At 34.6% G+C, this 18,428-nt stretch carries 14 protein-coding genes; 4 read left to right on the forward strand and 10 right to left on the reverse strand.

The window, feature by feature from the left end; genetic code table 11:
- Positions 1–52: 52 nt before the first annotated feature.
- Both OOK99_RS04360 and OOK99_RS04365 read right to left on the reverse strand, forming a co-directional pair.
- The gene (locus OOK99_RS04360; protein WP_264719499.1) at positions 53–346 is read right to left on the reverse strand and encodes a hypothetical protein; all 294 of its coding nucleotides are present in this window, start codon (positions 344–346) and stop codon (positions 53–55) included.
- Positions 347–463: 117 nt separating this feature from the next.
- Positions 464–1,459: a ribonucleotide-diphosphate reductase subunit beta gene (locus tag OOK99_RS04365; RefSeq protein WP_264719501.1), complete on the reverse strand. Its 996-nt coding sequence runs from the start codon at positions 1,457–1,459 to the stop codon at positions 464–466.
- A gap of 130 nt (positions 1,460–1,589) precedes the next feature.
- Here OOK99_RS04365 and OOK99_RS04370 point away from each other — a divergent pair, with 130 nt between their 5' ends.
- Positions 1,590–1,928 (forward strand): outer membrane protein assembly factor BamE, encoded by a 339-nt coding sequence (locus OOK99_RS04370; RefSeq protein ID WP_264719502.1) that lies wholly within the window; start codon positions 1,590–1,592, stop codon positions 1,926–1,928.
- Positions 1,929–1,980: 52 nt separating this feature from the next.
- Here the strand turns inward: OOK99_RS04370 and OOK99_RS04375 are convergent, their stop codons facing one another.
- Positions 1,981–2,508, reverse strand: coding sequence for a hypothetical protein (locus tag OOK99_RS04375; RefSeq protein WP_264720241.1), 528 nt, complete (start codon positions 2,506–2,508; stop codon positions 1,981–1,983).
- Between the two features lie 196 nt (positions 2,509–2,704).
- Here OOK99_RS04375 and recO point away from each other — a divergent pair, with 196 nt between their 5' ends.
- Entirely contained in the window at positions 2,705–3,433 is a 729-nt protein-coding gene (gene recO / locus OOK99_RS04380) for a DNA repair protein RecO (RefSeq protein WP_264337162.1), read from the forward strand.
- 22 nt (positions 3,434–3,455) lie between these two features.
- Here recO and OOK99_RS04385 read toward each other — a convergent pair whose 3' ends face one another.
- Genes OOK99_RS04385 through clpB form a run of 4 tightly spaced genes read right to left on the reverse strand, consistent with a single transcriptional unit; the run spans position 3,456 to position 12,347 of the window.
- Positions 3,456–4,829, reverse strand: coding sequence for a PleD family two-component system response regulator (locus OOK99_RS04385; protein ID WP_264719504.1), 1,374 nt, complete (start codon positions 4,827–4,829; stop codon positions 3,456–3,458).
- Positions 4,801–5,091: a Sec-independent protein translocase subunit TatB gene (gene tatB, locus OOK99_RS04390; RefSeq protein ID WP_264719506.1), complete on the reverse strand. Its 291-nt coding sequence runs from the start codon at positions 5,089–5,091 to the stop codon at positions 4,801–4,803. Before tatB ends, OOK99_RS04385 begins: the two co-directional genes overlap by 29 nt.
- Positions 5,092–5,096: 5 nt before the next feature.
- Entirely contained in the window at positions 5,097–9,767 is a 4,671-nt protein-coding gene (locus OOK99_RS04395; protein ID WP_264719507.1) for an NAD-glutamate dehydrogenase, read from the reverse strand.
- A gap of 27 nt (positions 9,768–9,794) precedes the next feature.
- Entirely contained in the window at positions 9,795–12,347 is a 2,553-nt protein-coding gene (gene clpB, locus OOK99_RS04400; protein WP_264337158.1) for an ATP-dependent chaperone ClpB, read from the reverse strand.
- Positions 12,348–12,563: 216 nt separating this feature from the next.
- On the opposite strand from clpB, the gene OOK99_RS04405 reads away from it, so the two are divergent.
- Together OOK99_RS04405 and OOK99_RS04410 are read left to right on the forward strand one after the other, a co-directional pair.
- Entirely contained in the window at positions 12,564–12,971 is a 408-nt protein-coding gene (locus OOK99_RS04405; protein ID WP_264719509.1) for a hypothetical protein, read from the forward strand.
- A gap of 468 nt (positions 12,972–13,439) precedes the next feature.
- Entirely contained in the window at positions 13,440–13,889 is a 450-nt protein-coding gene (locus OOK99_RS04410; protein WP_264719510.1) for a hypothetical protein, read from the forward strand.
- 117 nt (positions 13,890–14,006) lie between these two features.
- Here the strand turns inward: OOK99_RS04410 and metG are convergent, their stop codons facing one another.
- From metG to OOK99_RS04425, 3 genes are all read right to left on the reverse strand, one after another.
- Positions 14,007–15,536: a methionine--tRNA ligase gene (gene metG / locus OOK99_RS04415; RefSeq protein ID WP_264719511.1), complete on the reverse strand. Its 1,530-nt coding sequence runs from the start codon at positions 15,534–15,536 to the stop codon at positions 14,007–14,009.
- A gap of 389 nt (positions 15,537–15,925) precedes the next feature.
- Positions 15,926–16,828, reverse strand: a complete 903-nt coding sequence (locus tag OOK99_RS04420; RefSeq protein WP_264719513.1) for a hypothetical protein — start codon at positions 16,826–16,828, stop codon at positions 15,926–15,928.
- Positions 16,829–16,911: 83 nt separating this feature from the next.
- Entirely contained in the window at positions 16,912–18,315 is a 1,404-nt protein-coding gene (locus tag OOK99_RS04425; RefSeq protein WP_264719514.1) for an NAD(P)H-dependent flavin oxidoreductase, read from the reverse strand.
- Positions 18,316–18,428 lie beyond the last annotated feature (113 nt).

An 18,428-nucleotide genomic window follows, 5' to 3' on the forward strand; every position in this document is an offset into this window, starting at 1 on the left:
AAATAATATACTTTAATTACGATATATTTAAATAATAAAGTCAAGAACTTAACTAAAGATCACAAACACTCAAGCAAGAAAAAGGGGCTTTTGCTCGAGTATTTACAGCGCCCTTCTTTAAAACTGCATAATTATACATATCGTCAGGATAAGGTATTCCAAGACGATTTCTTTCAGGAAACCACATGATAAATTCACTGAGCACATCAGCTATATCACCGGTAAATTCAGTTTCAGTATGAATCTTTTCAAACTCATCAAATATCAAAGTGTCGACACCAATTTTGATCATTCTCTCTTTAAATCTGTTGAAAAGGAGTTTGAACCGCCGCTGTAGCTCTTTCATATAATTAACTTAAACAGCAATCATATAAAGGCACAAATGAGCTCTAGGAAGCAAATAAAAGCGCGAGAGAAGTCAGTTGAGCGCAAGCTTCCGTTGAAATGATAAAAAAGGTTGAAGTTACTGCTCTTCACTTTTTGTATCGTTTTTAGCAAAAGCTTCCTCCCAAGTGCCTTGAGTTGCTGCGCGGCTATACTCTGTTACTCTATTTTCAAAGAAATTTGTATGTTCTACGCCATTTAGTATTTCATCAAGCCACGGAATAGGGTTATCTTTAACATTATATATAGATTGAAGACCCAGTTGCGTTAACCGTCTGTTTGCTATGTAGCGTATATAATTGCGCACTTCTTCTGCAGATAGTCCTTCAACATCTCCGAAATCAAAAGCAAGCTTTATAAACTCATCCTCAAGCTCAACAATAGTGCGACATGCAGAACATAATTCCTCTTTAAATTCGTCGTCCCAGATTTCATTATTCTCTTTAATAAACGTATTAAATAACATGATAATTGAATTGGTGTGCAAAGTTTCATCACGAGCTGACCAAGCGATTATTTGTCCCATGCCTTTCATTTTTCCAAAGCGTTGAAAATTGAGCAAAATTGCAAATGATGCAAATAACTGCAACCCTTCAGTGAAGGCACCAAATACTGCTAAAGTTTTAGCAACATGTTTTTTATCGTGCTTTTTACTTTCCTCAAATTCTAACATGTATTCATACTTCTTTCTCATAGAATCATATTTTAAGAATGCTTGATATTCACTTTCTGGCATGCCAATCGTATCTAGAAGGTATGAATAGGCTGCAATGTGTATAGTCTCCATATTAGAAAAGCTTGCAAGCATCATACATATTTCTGTTGGTTTAAATATATTTGAATAATGCCTCATATAGCAGTTATTTACTTCAATATCTGCTTGAGTAAAAAACCTAAAAATCTGGGTCAATAAATTTTTCTCCACATTTGAAAGTTTAGTTTTCCAATCTTTTACATCATCAGCAAGCGGAACTTCTTCAGGTATCCAGTGTATCCTTTGTTGCTGCAACCATGCATCATATGCCCAAGGATAATTAAAAGGCTTGTATATTGGATCTGCTTCTAGCAATGACATAAGATACCTAATTATTTTGAAGTAAATACTATACTAAATAATATTGGGAATTAGTCAATTTAACTTTTTTAAAATTTGACGGCAGATAGTTTATTAGTTTATTATGATCTCAAATAATTAATTGATAAAAATGCGAGTATTAATATTTTTTGCTTTATTGTTTTTAGTGAGCTGCACTCACACTATTCACAATCACGGAGCTCCTGGCATTAGTGTTGAATTGTGGAGCAAGATAAAAGTAGGTGACGATAAAGAAAAAGTGGTTCACACTTTAGGATCACCAACATTAGTATCAAAGTTCGATGACAATGTTTGGTACTATATCTCATATAAAATTAAACAAGCTAACTTCTTGGGAAAAAGGAAGTACAGTAGTAAGTCTTTGCAAATTTCGTTTAATCAGAATGACGAAGTTACAGATATAAGAGAAATCAACGTTGCAGAAAGGTCTTTAGCTGTTGTTGATTGAAAATTTGCTGATCTATTTTTCATCACAAGTAACTAATTTAGGTAACGTAAATTCACCTATTTAGAATAAAATCTAACGTGACTTCGCGCCAAATGTGATGCTGCTCAGCAGGTAAGCCAATTAACGGGCTACATTTATACACTGCACGCATTGCATTATCTGCTGCTGATCTAAAAAGAGGATTATTTTGATAAGAACTACTATCTGCTACGTTGGCTACAACGATCTCGCCTTTACTGGATAATAATAAGTTAATTTTTATACTAAAATTTTCTTTATAAACTATGCCCTCAGGAATGCTCCAACACTCTGTCAATTTATCCCTTATAGAATTAATAATTTCTGTTACAGCCAATTCATCATCTTTGTTCTCAATATTTTTCTTATCTCTTATTTCATTTTTCACCTCTTTGATGTCTTCTTTTAGCTTTCTTTCTACAACCTTTTTTCTTTTTGGAATTGGAATATCCTCATCAATTTCCTGCATTTCAATAATTTGCCTCGGTTGTACTACTTCAACTAATTCTTTTTTTCTTTGTGGTATAGGAATAACTGACGAATCATCCGGTTGGGCTTTCATTGAAAAAAGCAAAAAACAACATAGAGATAAAAGAAGAATATAATTAAAATAGAGAGGGCGCATATGTTGAGCAGCTTGTTTTACTGGTTTAAAGCTAATATTGCACATAAAGTCAATATATTTCAGTTGACTTAAACCCAAATTTGCTACACTAATTTTATTATCTCTATAATATCATACGGTTAATATACTCTAAATGAGATGGAAAGATGAAGGTGTTATTATAGCTGCTAAAAAATACGGTGATAAAAATTTAATTCTTTCTCTATTTACAAAAAATCATGGAAAGTGCAGAGGATTAACTAGGTTAACAAATAATAGTAATTATAAGTTTCAAATAAGCAATCTATTACATGCAGAATGGAGTGCTAAATTACCTGAAAATCTAGGTTTTTTAAAGTGCGAATTGATTGAATCTCCACTTCATCATTTCTTTCAAGATAGGTTAAAAAGCATTGCTATTGTTTCTTTCTCGTCTATATTAGAAAAAGTGCTTCCAGAAAGTGAATCCTGTACCAAGTTGTATGATAATTTTAAACACTTCATCGATGTAATAAAACACAATAGCCAATTTTGGCAAAGTTATTACCTTAACTTAGAGCTTCTGCTTCTTACGCAACTTGGATTTAAGTTAGACCTATCAAAATGTGCTGTAACAGGTGTGAAAGAAAATCTACAGTTTATTTCTCCAAAAACTGGTAGAGCAGTGTCAAAAAAAGTAGGTGACTGTTATGCAGATAAATTACTACCTTTTCCACAGATGTTGCATGATGTATACAATAACAACCTACAAAATAGCTACTCATATCAAGAATTCAGACTAGGGCTAAAAATTACAGGGTATTTTTTAAATAAATATCTATTTCTACAGTTAAATGCGAAATTTCCGGAGTTGAGAAATTTTATGCTATCATTTGAATCTTAGTTACTACCTATTTGAAAGAACTTCAACCAGTAATCACTCTATTTCTACCACTGTTTTTTGCTTTATATAAATATTTGTCAGCACGTACTATAAATTTTTTAACATCATCAAGGTCAGATCTTTGCATTGCTGAAACTCCAATGCTCACAGTTACATTATGGGTTGTATTTTTACCCACAAGTATAGGTTCTTTGGCAATAATTTTTCGTATTCTCTCTGCAATAGTATACGCATCTGATACACTGGTATCTGGCATTACAACAACAAATTCCTCACCACCAAACCTAGCCAGCAAATCTGTCACTCTGATATTTTCAGAAATTCTTTTCTGTATTTCCTTTAAAAATTCATCTCCAGCATTATGCCCAAAGTTATCATTCACCATCTTAAAATAATCTATATCAAGTATCATAAGGGATAAACTTCTATCTTTTTCCACAGAATCCTTAACAATATTTCTTAAGTGTGCATCAAAATATCTTCTATTATAACAGTTAGTTAATGGATCCTTTATAGACATCTCCACATTATTAAATAAATTCATTCTCAAGGCATCTTGATATCTTTTGCGTTTCACTTGCGAATTAACCCTAGCTATTAATTCACTCTCATCTAAAGGTACTGTTAAATAATCATTAGCACCTACATCAAGTGCCTTTACTAAATTGCTTTTATCATAATCTTCAGAAAGGATCAGAATTGGTGTATAACGTGTTTCTACTTTACTACGAAACTTAGAACACAAACGTAGGCCATCAGTTTTTGAAAATTGCATGTCAGAAATAATCAAGTCGTAATTATCCTTAATACCAACCTTCAATGCTTCTTTTGGATCGTGCAGTATTTTAATTGATCTGAAGCGTTGCTTTAGAACATTATTTATCTGCTCTGCTTGAAAAGTGTCCTCATCTACAACAAGTATGTTAGCATCAAAAATCTGATTAGAATAATCCATAATACTGCTTTCTGCTACCCCACCAATCTCAGCATTAGTTTCTCCTCTCAAGCACAACTCGTCTATTATCATCTTTAAGCGCACAAGAGACTTAATTCTTGCAGATAAAGCAGTTTCATCTATCGGCTTAGTTAGAAAGTCATCCGCACCAGCATTAATTCCTTGCACTCTATCATGAGTGTCATGCAGCGCAGTTACCATAATTATTGGAATATAAGTCGTTAAGGGATCATTCTTTAGCTGCTTACAAACCTCAAAACCACTCATTTTTGGCATCATGACATCAAGTAAGATAATATCTGGCTGCTGTTTCTTTACTAAATCTATCGCCTCCTCGCCATCATGAGCTACTATAACTGTATAGTACTCTGCTTTTAGCTGAGCTTCTAAAAGTTTAACATTAGAAGGTATATCATCTACTACTAGGATCTTTGCTGTCATCTTTTGTATTATCTACATTATAAGCAGGATAAAGCTTGCCATCTTTACCAACTATGTAATTGACTTTTTCAACGTCACACTCCTCATATAACTCTTCAATCCCGGCATCCTTCAACAAATTCCTAATTCTTGACTTCACAATCACAAAATACCTATACATATTTTTAATAAGATTAAAAAACACAGATACTTTACTCTTATCAAGAACAATTATACTCACTAAAGCTACAACTAAAACTTCTGACAGACCTATATTAAACATTTTTCCTATGAAGCAAGTATTTTAACTCTTCTGATTATGAGTATTAATTTACTTAAATCAAGTTTATAAGCGACCATCTCATCTAAAAAGCTATTGTAGCGCTCTATATAATCCTTATCATTAATAGCCCAAGTTTGAACCTTGTCTACATGATTATCAGTAGCTTTTATAACTTTAACAGCTAGCTTATGTTGATAATTGCTTAAATCATCTAATAAATCATTAATTAAGCTGCGATCCCAATAGGAAGAATGGCTTTTCATCTTGCCAGCAACTGTTCTAATCATATCAAATCTTAGCAGCGACTTTAATTCAAAGTATATTCTACCAGCCTCAAGGATGGACAAAGATGTCTGCTCAGCAACAGATATAACGTCCAGCGCATAAATAAGAATACGTAGATCAGCAACCCTTTTTGCTAGATCTTTATTTATGTTAAGCTCTAACAAAGAAGCTAATCCATGATTATAGACCTCTAATAGGTGCTCATCTAAAATATCATGGCCTAAAGTTTCAATTGCACCCCTAAATTTTGTAACACCATCTAGTTCTACAAGATTAAGCTTACCAAGATTTTTTACTAACCAAAATGATACCCTACCAATAAATTTTTGCACACTTCTCACTACTTGCAAATATGAATCAACATCAATTTTTCCATCCAATTCATCAATTTTCTGCCAAAGGCTACTTAAATTATATAGGTGATTAACAACGATATATATGTTAACTGCTTCATGTACTTTAATTCCAGTACTCTCAACCAAATTATTAATAAATATACAGCCCATCCTATTTACTACATCGTTTGTAATGCAAGTAGAAATAATTTCCCTACAAAGTTGGTGTTTCAATATGGAATCCTTGAACTCTGTTACCATCCTTTGTGGAAAGTAATTTAGTAAGTAATCACGGCACAAAAAATCTTTTTCAGGTAGCTCAGAGTGTATAACTTCATTTTTTATTGCTGTTCTTGCATAAGACATCAGAACAGAAAGCTGAGGAGAACAGAAACCTTCTCCATCAGTTAACATTCTTGCTACCTCTTCTTCAGCTGGAAGAAATTCTACATCTCGGTTTAGCAGCCCAAATTTCTCTAAACTGAGTAATAATTTATGGTGCTGCTCCAACTTTTCTTTAGCTTGCAAGCACTCAAGAAGCAATGCTTTTGTTTCAATCCTGTTATGGTTTTCAAGTACCTTAGATGCAACTTCATCTATCATGCTAGCCAGTATTTCATTCCTTTTTTCCAAGGAAATTCCCCCTTCTTTCATAATTGCAACAAAAGCAATCTTGATGTTAACTTCAAGATCAGAACATATTACTCCTGCTGAATTATCAATAAAATCTGCATTGATATACCCACCTATTTTAGCGTATTCTACCCTTCCAAGCTGCGTGCAACCAAGGTTGCCACCCTCTATAAACATAGAAGCTCTAATATCATGACCGTTTACTCTTAATTCATCATTTGCTTTATCGCCAACCATGCCATGGCTTTCACTTTTTGCCTTAACAAAGGTGCCAATTCCTCCATTCCATATGAAATCCACTTTTGCCTTGAGCAAATATCGAATCAAATCATTTGGAGATAATGTATCTTCCGTTATATCAAAGCACTTTTTCATTTCTTGAGAAATTTCTACTTGTTTGCTACTACGTTCAAATACCCCGCCACCATGAGAAATCAAATCTCTATTGTAATCCATCCAAGTGGAAAACGGTAATTCAAAGAGCCGTTTACGCTCCACGAAACTCTTTTCCGCATCAGGATTTGGATCAACAAAAATATGCATATGATTAAATGCTCCAATTAAACTCATATTTCTTGAAAGCAGCATGCCGTTCCCAAATAGATCGCCAGCCATATCTCCAATTCCAATAACAGTTGTATCCTGGTAAATATCCTTATTCATTCTCCAAAAATGGCGTTGTGCTGCAATCCATGCACCTCTTGCTGTAATACCCATCTTTTTGTGGTCATAACCTGCTGATCCACCAGATGCAAATGCATCTTCGAGCCAAAAGTTACATTCAGAGGATATTTCGTTTGCATAATCAGAAAATGAAGCAGTGCCTTTATCTGCTGCAACTACCAAATATGGATCATCTTCGTCATACCTAATCACATTTTCTGGTGGAGTTATTTTGCCATCAACTACATTATCAGTAATATCAAGCATTCCTCTGATGAAATTCTTATAGCATTCAACACCTTTCTCCCTTAAAATGTTTTTGTCTTTATAAACTTGCTTTATTACAAACCCACCCTTTGCGCCAACAGGTACAATGACCGCATTTTTTGTCATCTGGGCTTTCATGAGTCCCAAAACTTCAGTGCGAAAATCTTCCGTTCTATCCGACCATCTCAAACCACCACGAGCCAACTTCCCTCCTCTTAGATGTATTCCCTCAAAAAGGTTCGAATAGACATATAATTCACGATACGGGCGAGGATCAGGTAACCCATTTATTTTACTTGAATCAAATTTTATAGATAAGTATGGCTTGTCATCTTGATAATAACTGGTCCTTAAAATTGCCATTATCAAGTTAAATATCGAACGTAAAACGTAATCATGTGAAACATTACTGATCTCTTTTAGTAGTTCTTCAATTTTTTCTCTAAAAATATCAGTAGTTTCCGCTCTATCAACATCTATACTTGGATTAAATCTTGAATGAAACAGCTGTATTAGATGTTTCATTATTTTTGGATACTCTGATACTACTTTCTGGATATATTCTGGGTTATAGCTAAATGATGTCTGCTTTAGGTAGGCGCTTAGCGCTCTAATCAGAAGCACTTCCTTCCACTCGAGCCCAGCAATAATGATCAAGCTGTTAAAATAGTCATTTTTTATTTCCTTGCTGAACACTTTTACAAGTGTTACCTCAAACTGCTCTTTTAAAGTAATGTTGTCTATTAATTCATCAACTCTTGACAACACAAAATGATGTATCCATATTCCACCGTTGATTTCTATATAATAACCATTATGAGATAGAATCTTAGCCCCTAAATTCTTAGTAACCTTTAATATCTTTGACAATTCAAGACCACCGCTATTTGGAGTGTAAACCTTCAATTGATAGTTGAGATTGTCACGAGTAAGCCTCAAATCAACTTCACTGACTTTTTTCTTTCTCACTATCTCCAATTTTTTCATATCATAATACGCATCATGAGGTTCAAAATTCTCTTGATAACTTATCGGAAATGCCTTGCAATAGCGGATAAATATATCCTCAACAGTGCTAAAAGTATTATATAAATTGTCTATAAAACGATCTTCCCACTTTTCTGTAATGTTTCTTAACTTGTTTTCGATACGCAAAACTTCATCATTAAAAACGCTAGCGCTTTTGGTTCTTAGCACCACGTGTAATTTCATCAAATCATATTCATTGATAATGTGATTGTTATAAATATCTGAACTTTCTGCATTCGTTTCATCTTTCAATATATCGCGTATCTTAAACATTAGTCTTGCACTAGCATAACGCATCGGTATCAATACTATGCAACTAATAAAGTTCCCTACCTTTCTCAAAAATAATTTGACTCTTGGTCTAATCGCAAGAGACATGATCGAGGTGCAAATTTCAAATAACTCGTCTTCATTTGATTGGAATAATTCGTCACAAGAAAATGCCTGTAAAATGGAAATTAAAGCTTTATTGTTATGGCCACCAGGAACAAATCCTGCCTTTTTTTCTATTGTTGTAACCTTATCCTTTATTACCGGAATAGTTCGAATATCTTGCACTTCTGCTATAGAAGTAAATAGCCCAAAAAAATGCTGTTCCCTTATTACATCACCCTGATCATTAAATTCTTTCACTCCTATACAATTCATATAGGTACGCCGATGAACTATTGAGATTAGGTCTGATCTTAGTATGTATAAAGAATTCAAGCTTTCAGAAAAAATTGATGAATTTTGGTACTCTTCACTTGCTCTCATTAACCCGAGGCTCTCCTTACCACTTAGAGCAAGCTTTCCTTCTTTATTAGTAATGTATTCTTGATAACCTAAAAATACAAAATTGTTATTTTTCAACCAAGCTAAAAAATCTCTGCCTCCAGCATCCAATGCCGGATGCTCAAGAAGCTTTTTGAGCATCAATTGCCAGTCTTGTACAACGCAGTTAACTGCTTTTAGCGTCTTTCGTAGAGATTCTTCTAATGTATTAACAAAATTATCACTTATACCTTTAATAATTACATATATTACTGACTCTTTGATTCCATTACTTTCTTCCAAAAGATGAATTTTATCTATTAGGCTATTTTTTCTTTGAATATTAATTATGCTGTTACTATAATAGCATATAGTTAAACCGTGTGACTTAATAGTGGAAATGACAGAATCCACTAAAAAGGGCATGTCATCATTTGTGATTTTAATTATAGTGAAATTACCTTCTATTCCTGAAATATCATTTACATTACTTACTGCCAATTTACTTTCTTCTTTTTCTTTTTTAAGAATGAAGTTGTATGCATCTTCTGCAATGTATAAAAGAAATTTATCGTTGACTTTTAGGTCGCTATTATAAACAAAATTATAAAAGTATTTTATAAACTCTTTAATTTTTTCTTTCTCTTTTTTATTCCCTTGATCAACTAGCTTAAATAAAGACTCAACATTAACATTATGATTTATACACATTTTTCAAAACAAAAATACACAGCGAATCTAGATCTTTTTAACTAAGATTTCGTTACCAGAAGTATACACTATTAGCTCATCTCCTTCTACTACTTCCCCCGATAAAACTAACTTAGCTAGATTATTTTGAATGCATTCTTGTATTACCCTTTTCAGAGGCCTCGCTCCATATTCAGGGTCATAGCCAGTTTGTGCTATTAGCTCCTTAGCTTCTTGCGATAAACTAATACTCAGTTTACGCTTAGCAAGCATCTTTTGTAAATAAGAGAATTGAACATCTATAATTTTATAAATGTCATCTTTGGTTAAACCGTGGAATATAATAATTTCATCCAGTCTATTTAAAAATTCTGGACGAAACGCTAACTTAACTATTTTCATCACCTCATCTTTTACAGATTCAGCAGTTCCTCTGAGCATCATCTCAGCGCCAAGGTTAGAAGTTAAAATCAGTATGGTATTGCGAAAATCAATTAATTTGCCATGGCTATCGGTGAGTCTACCTTCATCCAAAATCTGCAGTAATATATTAAATATATCTGGATTTGCCTTTTCTATCTCATCAAACAAAATTACCTGATATGGTCTTCTCCTCACTGCCTCAGTTAATCTTCCACCTTGTTCATAGCCAACATACCCTGGAGGTGCACCAATCAGTTTTGAAACGGAGTGTTTTTCCATATACTCTGACATATCAAAGCGCAGAAGTGCTCCTTGGTCATCAAATAAAAATTCGGCAAGGGATTTTGCCAACTCCGTTTTCCCAACTCCAGTTGGACCTAAAAATAAGAATGAACCAAAAGGTCGATTAGTATCCTGAACACCAGAACGGGAGCGCCTTACTGCATTACTTATCGCTTCAATTGCATCTTTCTGTCCTATTACTCTTTTCCCTATTTCATTCTCCATGTTAAGAAGTTTTTCTTTTTCACTGTGCATCATGCTATCAACAGGAATGCCTGTCCATTTCGAAACAATATTTGCAATATCACTCTCAGTAACTTCTTTCTTTAGGAAACTATCAGTAACTTTTTCCTGATTTTTTAACTCATTTTCAAGTTGAGGAATCACACCATACATCAACTCCCCTGCCCTTCCTAAATTTCCATTGCGCTGAGCCAACTCTAGCTCTTTCCTCGCGTTATCCAATTTTTCAGCAGTTTCTTGTATTTTAGCTATTTTATTCTTTTCCATCTGCCATTTACTGCTTAAGTCAGCAAATTTACTGTTTAGACTCTCAATTTCCTCATTTATCTTTTTTAAACGTTGCCTAGAGTTTTCATCACTTTCTTTTTTCAAAGCCTCTGACTCAATTTTCAGCTGTATAATCTTTCTTTCAAGCTCATCAACAACCTCAGGCTTGCTGTCCATTTCAATTCTAACCCTACTTGCTGCTTCATCAATTAAATCGATCGCTTTATCAGGTAAAAATCTATCTGTTATATATCTATTAGAAAGCGTTGCAGCAGCGATTATTGCACTATCTGTAATCCTAATACCATGATGTACCTCATACCTTTCCTTCAAGCCCCTCAGTATTGAAATAGTATCAGTTTCAGTGGGTTGAGAAATAAACACAGGCTGGAAACGCCTCGCAAGCGCAGGGTCTTTCTCTATATGCTGACGATACTCATCTAAAGTTGTAGCTCCTATACAGCGAATTTCTCCGCGTGCAAGAGCAGGTTTCAGTAGATTTGAAGCATCCATTGCACCACTTGTTGCCCCTGCTCCAACTAAAGTATGAAGCTCATCTATAAATAAGATAACTTTCCCCTCTGCTTTTGAAATATCATTGATCACTGCTTTTAGCCTTTCTTCAAATTCTCCTCTGAATTTTGTTCCAGCAATTAACGCACCAAGATCCAAAGCTAAAACTTTTGCATCACGCAAACCAAGTGGTACATCATTTGCAACAATTCTGTTTGCTAAACCTTCAACTATTGCAGTTTTTCCAACACCAGGTTCACCTATCAGCACGGGATTATTTTTTGTTCGCCTAAGCGATACCTGCATAGCTCTTCTGATTTCTTCATCACGACCAATTACAGGATCAAGCTTACCTTGCATCGCAAGCTCTGTAATATCTTTTGTATATTTCTTCGCCGCATTTAATTTTTCTTCACTATTTGGCGAATCTGCACTGCTACCTTTTCTCATTTCTGCAATAACTGAATTTAATTTTTGCGGTGTTACACCACCTTCTGCTAAAATTTTACCATCTTTTTGTGCAGCAAGGCCCTGCAGTAACCGCTCAACTGTAACAAATGTATCTTTATTCCTCCTCGCAATACCGATTGAATCCTCAAAAACTTTTGCTACCTCTCTTGAAAGCTGAAGGCCGCCACTTCCTGGCCCTTCAATCACTGGAAATTTTTTAATTGCACTATCAACAGCATTAGAAATATTCTGCACATTTCCACCACAGGCACCTATCAAGTCCTGAACTAAACTCGATTCATCTTCAAGCATTACTTTAAGTAAATGTTCAGGCATAAAAATCTGATGCCCGGCTCCCAATGCTTTCATTTGAGCACTCTGAATTAAGCTTTTTGCTTTTTCTGTAAATTTATTCAAGTCCATAATATAAATTCAACTCATACTTGCTGATATATATAGCAACCACTTCCTCAATTTTAAACCTAAAGTCATTTATCAATAAAAATTTTCTAAGTTCATATAAAACAAGAAAAAGCAGATTCTCTACAAAAAATAAAATTTATATTAAAATATTAATTTACTTTAAAACTAAATTAATGTTAAGATATAAAGCATATAGCTTAATTTTTTTACAAAAAAATGAATATCAATGATTTTAACATAAAGAACTTAACAACAATTTCTATAGTACAAGAAATAAAGAATGGCGTCAGGCTTGTTCCAGACGTAATAAAACCTGGAATACAGGGTATATTTTACGCTGCAGGAGGAGCATTATTTACATACGCTTATGGTTTTTTTGCACAACAAAAAAGTTATGAAGATGGTTATATGGAGGGCTACAAAAAAGGCTACAGTGAAGGATTTAACCAAGGTTATAACAAAGACTTTAATCAAATTGCCTTAATTGCTGGAGCTGCTTGTGTTGGAGCTGCTATTGGAGCTGCATCTATTATGTATTGTACTAAATGTAGACAACAAGATACTCATATTGCTAACGCTCAAATAAACCAGGTAATTTCTAATAACTTAGCTTTAGTTGAGTAAAACCAAGCTAAAAAGCAATCTCATAATCATTATGCTGAGAAAAAATTCAGTGTGTAACCAGAAAAAATAGAGATAATGTTTTCTGATATGTTGTAGTGGATTAGGTTCAGGTCCCAGTAGGAGCGAGTTTAAATACTACATAGATTTGTAGCTTTTTTTGCTACCTTTACTGTAAAAAAGGGGTAGTAACTTTAGCTATAGCAACTTTGTTAGCATCAGGAGTGTTTGCTGCAGCTCCTTATGTTAGTTTCTTAGCTCCAGTTGCAGCGTTAAGTGTTGGCCTTCCATTTATTATTAGTGGTGCTGTATTTTCTGCTCTAGTTTTTGCGCTTTCAGCTGCACTGCAAAGAGCTAACAATTACTTCTTCTTGTTTAGATGCTCAAAATGCCAAAGAAAAAGCTAAAATGCAAAAACAACTAGATAAAAAGGTATAATACATTATTAATTCTGATGAAGATGCTAAGAAAATGCATCAAGAGCGTAAAAAAAGAAATCAAGAAGAAGTTTTAGATTCTGAAGCTCTTAGCAATTTATTTAAAGAAGAAGGTAATCAACCAAAATTGCATGCAGTAGCAAAAGAAACAGGTGATCAACCAAAACTAAAAGATAGAACAACTCAGATTGTAAAATTTAGTAGTATTGCAACGTACGCATCAGTTATAGTAGCAGCTTTAGCATCAAAGTTGTTTCCAACTCCCGTATGTACTTTAGATCCTGCTTCTGGATTATCTGAGCAGCAGGCACATCTAGGCCAAGCTGATGGTAATTCTACTGTAAATTTACCATCTGCTCACCATGTACCTACTCCACAGACTATGTTGAAAAGTAAAGTTGATGAGTCTCACGAAATGTTAAATTCTTCTTTTAAGAGTGCTAAAAATAATTTCGGTGCATCTCAATCATTTCTTCCAAAGTAGATAACGGTATAGATACATAAAAACGCCAAGGCACTTTTTTTGACTCTGTTGAATTAAAAAGGCTAACTACAGAACGGCCAACTCAGTCTAGTCTTGTAACGGCTTACTAAGGATTCTTTAAATATCGATCCTCAAAAAAATCGGCGTAGGTTTAGGCAGTGTAATGCCTAAGCTTACGCACGCATTGCACAGAGATTGTAAGTTGCGTTGTTCTTTTGGAATTTGCAATTGATCTAGCATCATTTCTGCTGATTTTGGAATAATTGGCTGCAATAAAATACCAATTATTCTGATGTATTCGAGTAGTTTGTAAATTACTAAATCCATGCGCTTTCTATCGGTTTTACTTAACGTCCAGGGTGCACTTTTATCTATGTAAGCATTGGCCTTGGAAGAGATATTGATAATCAGTAGTATAATCTGGTTAAATTCATACTTTGATAGATGATCCATCACTTGATCAATTATGGCTTTACAATTTGGTAAACTCTCATCATCTTTAAGCAAATTTCGATCAATTGTTGGTACGATTCCATCGCATTGCTTATGCAGAAATGAAATTGTTCTTTGCACTAAATTGCCTATATTGTTTGCCAGCTCTGAGTTTATGCGGCTGATCATGTTTTTCTTACTGAAATTACCATCTTGACCAAAATTTGCTTCCCGAAGGAAAAAGTAGCGTAGTTGATCAACACCAAACTCTTCTGCCAGACCAATTGGATCTATAACATTACCAAGGGATTTGGATATTTTTTCTCCCTCGTTTAGCCACCAACCATGAGCTGCTATTTGCTTTGGCAGTGGTAAATCTGCTGCAAGAAGAATAGCTGGCCAGTATACAGCATGAAAACGCAATATATCTTTACCGATTACATGAACGTTAAAGGAGTTTGTCCAAAATTTCCTATATTCCTCATCTTCTATATTAGGAAATCCTATTGACGTGAGATAGTTAGTGAGTGCATCTATCCAAACATAAATTACGTGCTTGTCATTTCCTGGTACTTTTATTCCCCAATTAAAACTAGTACGAGAAATCGAAAGGTCAGTTAGTCCTGATTTTACAAACGATACCACTTCATTTTTTCTGCTCTCAGGGAAGATAAAATTTGGCTGATTTTCATATAACTCTAGCAATTTATTTTGCCAATTTGACAAACGAAAAAAGTAGCTCTCTTCTTTTATCCACTGAACTTCAGCACCTGTTGGTGCCCTGCCATCTATCAACTCTGATTCCTGATAAAACGCTTCGTCACGAACTGAATACCAACCTGAGTAAGAATCCAGATATATTTGTCCTCTCTCTTCAAGCCTATTCCATAGAGCTATAACTGCTTTTTCATGACGTTCTTCTGTAGTGCGAATAAAATCATCATAATCAAAGTTCATTAGCTCAGCTAATTTTTTGAATGTAACACTTATTTCATCTGTAAATTCTTTTGGCTCTATTCCCTTCGCTTTAGCTGCCTTTTCAATTTTTTGCCCATGTTCATCTGTACCAGTAGTAAATTTGACGTTCTTTTCAGCTAATTTCATAAATCTAGCTGCAACATCACAGATAAGGGAAGTATATGCGTGGCCGATGTGTGGCTTGTCGTTTACGTAATATATTGGCGTAGTGACGTAAAAGCTCTCAAATTGCTCCATTTTGTACTGTTTAAAGCTTTATCGTATCTGCACTAGTAATAAAAATCAATATATATCCTATCATACAAGCAATCTGAAAAGCCATTATACCGCTGCGTGTTGCAGCGGTATAATGTGAGTAACTTACGTTTGAGTTGCTATGATATTGTTGTCCATAACTTCACAACTGTACAAACATTCGTCTGTGAAAGCAGTGTGTTAAATATTATAGCAGATTTTGCCTCAAACACAAAAATGTCATTCCAGTGCTTGACACTGGGATCCAGAAAAATTAATTGTAAACAAACGACTATACAACATGTTCAATAAAATTACAAAAAAGCTGGATTCCAGTGTCAAGCACTGGAATGACACTATTTGCTGTACAATTTACCTTCTAAAATCAATATTCATACAGTATATTCATGATTTCCAAAATGTTTTTCCGCATTAGAAGCAGGAAACAACCCACCAGGTATGGTTTCATCATAAGAAGGAGCACTTGGAACAGTATTAGGATCTTGAGGAGAGTAAGCAGGCGGTGGTTCACGATACGAAGGATCTCTATGATAATTACCTGCCGCTTCTTCAGCTTTCTTAATATTTTCTGACTCTTTCTCATGTTTCATATGAAAAGCCACACCACCAGCAAGACACACAAGAGAATTAATGCCAAGAATGACTAAACCCCAAACTGGTAAGACTGGGTTAATAGCGCAACCTATCAAAGCTGCTAAAGAAATTGCACCAACTGCAAATTCTATATTTCTGAACATTTTAAGCTTATTATCCAGGTAATCTACCTTTTCTGATTTTCTAGCCGTTTTTTCGCTGCTGTTGTACCAAACACACATTAAAGCATGGAAAGCAACACACGCAACTACAGCTACTATCCCTAAAGCTAATAATTTCCTGTTGTCTTCTGCGTCTTTTTTCTTATCTTCTCTGCTTGGCTGGTTACTGCTACCGGAACCAAGGTTATTTATTACTGTAGTATGACCAGTATTACCACTAAACAGGCTACGAAGTAGAAAATAATCCCAAAAATCTAAACCTCTATTATTGTGTACATGTACGTGTGTAACCTGAGGGCTTGTAGGTTGTTGCCTACTATCACGTCGATCACTTCCTATATTGTGTTCATTAGTTGGGTTATAGCGCCTAAATTCCTTATACGCATTTTCAAAATTTTTATCACTCCAGTTCTCAATATTTTGCATACCACGAGAACGTAAAAATTCTTGAACATTCTTATCACTGCCATTTTCTTTTATATAGGCAAGTGCATACCTTCTTAAAACACCATTATTCATAAAAATTCCCCTAAAATTAAGATTAAATTAATAAACAGTTATTACTATAAATTATATAGAATAATGTCTTCTTGTCAAGTTAGTCATAAACCAACCAATATTCTATCTACCAATTCTTTTACTGTCGGTATGCAACCATTTTTATAAAATGGGTCTTGCTTAAATTTGTACACATTGTGCCCAGAAAACATGAGTTCATTTTCAACATTGCCGTCATGTACAATGTTTTGCAGTGTCTTTTGTATACAGAAACTCCGTGGATCTGGCTTTCGCCCTGTTGAATGGTCACCATGATCTTTCCAATTGCTAAACAGACAATGGCTCAAACATCCCATGCAATTAATTTGATCTTGTCTTATTTCCGCAAATTTGCCTGGCGTCACAAAAATAACAGTTGTATCTGGAGTTTTCATTACCTCTGTATACCCTGCTTTAATCCATGCATTTGCTAGCTCTTTGTCTTTTGCAGTGAGGTAAATCTTTCTACCTCTGCTACCCATTGCAAATTCATTATTAAACTCTCCACTCACACTTTCTGAAAATTTCATTTGACGTGAATTTCGTTCCTGTAGCTCATATATGAAGCTATTTCTTACTGCAGATGAGTAAAATCCTGTTGGACTAAATTTGTTTAAAAATACATCACCTTCTTCTAAAGTAAGTAACTTCTTTTTCCATTCTGTAGAAATCGGACTTTCTTTTGTTAAAAGTGGACGAGTGCCAAACTGAAAAGCTATTGGTCCGATTTGTAAATTGTCAAACCAATGTTCCCAATCCTTCAAATTCCACACTCCCCCCGCCATAACAATTGGCGTTTCAGAAAGACCGACCTCATTCATGAAAGATCTAAGCTCTGCAACTCTTTCAAATGGAGCCTGCGGTAATTCTGGGTCTTCACTATTACTGAGTCCATTGTGACCACCAGCAAGCCACGGATCCTCATATACTACTCCACCAAGTAAAAAAGAAGATATTTTTTGGTAAGCACGTTTCCACAACGCTTTAAAAGCGCGCGCCGATGAGATAATAGGGTAGTAATAAACTTGATATTTAGCTGCAATTTCTCCAAGCCTGTAAGGCATACCAGCACCGCAAGTGATGCCATGAACTAAGCCTTTTGCTTTTTCTAATATGCCATGAAGGACTTGTTCTGCTGCTCCCATTTCCCAAAGCACATTCATATGTATTCTTCCACGGCCCTTTGATATTTCATTCGCTATTTTTGCTTGACTAACTCCAGCCTCAATACTATACTTAATTAATTCCTCATGCTTTTCATTTCTTGTTTTACCTCTATAAATCAGCGGCACCAACTCACCATTGTCATCAATAAGTTTAGCATTTGCACCAGAAAACGTACCAACAGCATCTGCTGCAGCAAATGCCCCACTTGATCTTCCATCACTGATTGCAATGCCTTTACCGCCCTCGACGATTGGCCAGACTTTTTTCCCTGAAATCACTATCTTTTTTATCTTATCTTTCAAAATTTCCTCTTAATCTTTCACTCTATTTTACTGAATTACTAAAAAAATAATAGCTTTTCTTTTTTATACCTATGCATTCAGTTTTAAATAGGCATAGGAGATGCTATAAATAT

It is taken from the genome of Wolbachia endosymbiont (group B) of Eucosma cana (assembly GCF_947250645.1).
Classification (GTDB): domain Bacteria; phylum Pseudomonadota; class Alphaproteobacteria; order Rickettsiales; family Anaplasmataceae; genus Wolbachia.